Genomic DNA, 2628 nt, shown 5'->3' on the forward strand with positions numbered 1-2628 from the left:
CCATCCAGTTGGCCAGGTCGCCGTTCATCGCGACCTGCATGCCTCCAAGGACAGCGACGTCTACGTGACCGCCGCGGATCATCGCGAAACTCATGGCGGAGTCGAAGTAGGACGCACCCGAAACCACTGAGACGGTCTGCTTGCCGGCGTTGATCAGATCCGGATCCACCTCATCGTCATATGGGAAGGGGCCGACGCCCAGAATGCCGTTCTCAGCGTGCAGGATGACGTGGGAGCCTTCGGGTAGATAGTCGGGAATGAGCGTGGGCAGCCCGATTCCTAGATTGACGTAGTCCCCGTCGCGCAGTTCGGCGGCGGCGCGGGCGGCCATATCGTGGCGGGTCCAGCTCATGGCATTGCCTCTCGTTGCCGGGTGGTGCGCTTCTCGATGTGCTTACGGGCCGCCTGCTCCGGTGTCAGCGCGACGATTCGCTTGACGAAGATGCCGGGCAGGTGAATGTCGTCGGGGTGCAGCTGACCGACCGCGACCACCTCCTCGGCCTCCACGATGCTGGTCCGCCCCGCCATGGCTGCCGGTGGGTTGAAGTTGCGGGCCGCGGCGTGGAATCGGCAATTTCCAGCGGTGTCGACGACCGCGGCGCGGACGAGCGCGAAGTCGGTGACGATGCCCTCTTCGAGCACCATCTCGGTGCCGCGGAAGCTGCGGACCTCCTTCGGTGGTGATGCGAGCGCGACACTGCCATCGGCGCGGTAGCGCCAGGGCAGACCGCCCTCGGCGACCAGGGTCCCGACACCGGTGGGGGTGAAGAACGCGCCGATACCGCTGCCGCCGGCGCGCAGGCGCTCGGCGAGCGTGCCCTGTGGGGTCAGCTCCACGGTCAGCTCACCGGTCAGATATTGGCGGGCGAACTCCTTGTTCTCGCCGACGTAGGAGGCGACGACGCGGCTGATCCGGTGAGCCTCCAAGAGCAAGCCCAACCCGGCGCCGTCCACGCCGCAATTATTGGACACGATGGTCAAGTTCGCGGCACCCTGCTCCAGCAGCGCCTCGATGAGGAACCACGGGATTCCAACCAGGCCGAATCCCCCGACCGCCAGGCTGGCGCCGTGGGGGATGTCGGCCACCGCTGCGGCAGGGGAATCTACCAACTTGGTCAGCGTCATGGCTGCTCCAGGTGTTCGATGATGGCCGGCGTGATGAGCCCGGGCTGTTCTGCGCTGGCCAGGTGCGCGGCATGCGGGACCACCAGCAGCCGGCCGTATTTGACTCCGTTGGTGATCTCCTCCAGCTTGGGGGGAGGGGTGGCCGCGTCGTCCGCGCCAGCGATCGCCAGAGTGGGCGCGTCGATCAAAGCGAGGTCATCGCGCAAGTCGAGCGCCGCGATGGCCTCACAACAGGCCGCGTAACCCTCGGCCGGGGTTAGCGTGATCATTTCCTCGCAGGAGGCGCGCATGTCGGGGTGGGCGTCGAGGAATTCAGTGGTGAACCAGCGCTCAACTACGGTGGGTGCGACCGCGACGGTGCCGTTGCTTCGCACGGTGGCTGCACGCCCCGTCCAAGCCGAGGCTGGCGGCAGTTGCGCGCCGGTGCACAACAGCACCAGCCGGTTGACCCGCTCGGGATTGCGGGCCGCCACCCGCATCGCTGTCATGCCGCCGAGCGAAAGCCCGACGATATGTGCTCGTTCCACGTCGAGGTGATCCAGCAGTGCGATCAGATCATCGGCTAGGTCGTCGATCGAATAGGGGCCCGGAGGGATCGGTGAATCACCATGGCCACGGGTGTCGTAGCGAACCACCCGAAACCGTTGTTCGAGATCGACGAGCTGGGCATCCCACATCCGGTGTGTCGACCCCAGCGAATTAGACAGCACCACGACGGGTCCGTCGGCGAGGCCTGTGACGTAAGCCTGGACCTGCACGGTGCTCATCGGACGACCTCGAACACGGCAGCCAGTCCCTGCCCTCGGCCGATAGACATCGTCTCCAGGACGTGGCGCGCGTCGCGGCGCGTGGCCTCGTAGGCGGCGGTGGCCAGTATGCGGGCACCGGTGGCACCGACGGGATGGCCCAGTGAGATGCCCGAGCCGTTCGGGTCGAGCCGTTCGTCCTGCGGTTCGACCTTCCATTCCGCCAGCACAGCCAGCACCTGTACGGCGAACGCCTCATTGAGTTCGATGAGGTCGATGTCGTCGAGGGTCAGCCTGGCTCGCTCGAGCGCTGCTGCGGGGGCGCTCACCGGGCCGATTCCCATCTCTCCTGGGCGGCACCCGGTAACGGACCAGGATCGCAACGCCAAAATCGCGGTCAGTCCGCGCTTTTCGGCGTAATCGCGGGTCGTGATGACGCACATCGCGGCGCCGTCGTTTTGTCCCGACGCGTTGCCCGCGGTGACTGTGGAGTGTGGATCGTGTTCGAGGCGGATCGGGCACAGCGCGGCCAGGCGTTCGACGGTCAGGTCGGGTCGGGGATGCTCGTCGCGGTCGACGGTCACGTCCGGCTTGCCCCGTCTACCCGGAACCGTGACGGGCGCCCGCTCACTGGTGAACCTTCCGGCACCGTGTGCGGCGACCGCGCGTTGATGTGAGCGCACCGCGAGCGCGTCTTGCTCCACGCGGCTGATGTCATAGATCTTGCGCAGATTCTCCGCGGTCTCGATCATGCCAC

At 66.6% G+C, this 2628-nt stretch carries 4 protein-coding genes; all 4 read right to left on the reverse strand.

The window, feature by feature from the left end:
• Positions 1 to 352 (reverse strand): CoA-transferase (locus ACLP9N_RS39820; protein WP_442412539.1); only part of this gene is annotated, 352 nt, incomplete at its 3' end.
• Positions 349 to 1125 carry a CoA transferase subunit A gene (locus ACLP9N_RS39825; RefSeq protein ID WP_442412540.1) on the reverse strand — a complete coding sequence of 259 codons (777 nt, stop codon included), beginning with the start codon at positions 1123 to 1125 and terminating at the stop codon, positions 349 to 351. The genes ACLP9N_RS39825 and ACLP9N_RS39820, both read right to left, overlap by 4 nt.
• Complete coding sequence (gene pcaD / locus ACLP9N_RS39830; protein ID WP_442412541.1) at positions 1122 to 1892, reverse strand: 3-oxoadipate enol-lactonase; 771 nt, start codon at positions 1890 to 1892, stop codon at positions 1122 to 1124. Before pcaD ends, ACLP9N_RS39825 begins: the two co-directional genes overlap by 4 nt.
• Positions 1889 to 2628 (reverse strand): acetyl-CoA C-acyltransferase (locus tag ACLP9N_RS39835; protein ID WP_442412542.1); only part of this gene is annotated, 740 nt, incomplete at its 5' end. The genes ACLP9N_RS39835 and pcaD, both read right to left, overlap by 4 nt.

The sequence above is a fragment of the Mycobacterium sp. genome, assembly GCF_052144515.1.
Classification (GTDB): Bacteria; Actinomycetota; Actinomycetes; order Mycobacteriales; family Mycobacteriaceae; genus Mycobacterium.

Excerpts from the sequence above, each read along its gene's own strand:
- pcaD (WP_442412541.1), bottom strand. The coding sequence starts at position 1,892 with ATGAGCACCGTGCAGGTCCAGGCTTACGTCACAGGCCTCGCCGACGGA.
- ACLP9N_RS39825 (WP_442412540.1), bottom strand. The coding sequence starts at position 1,125 with ATGACGCTGACCAAGTTGGTAGATTCCCCTGCCGCAGCGGTGGCCGAC.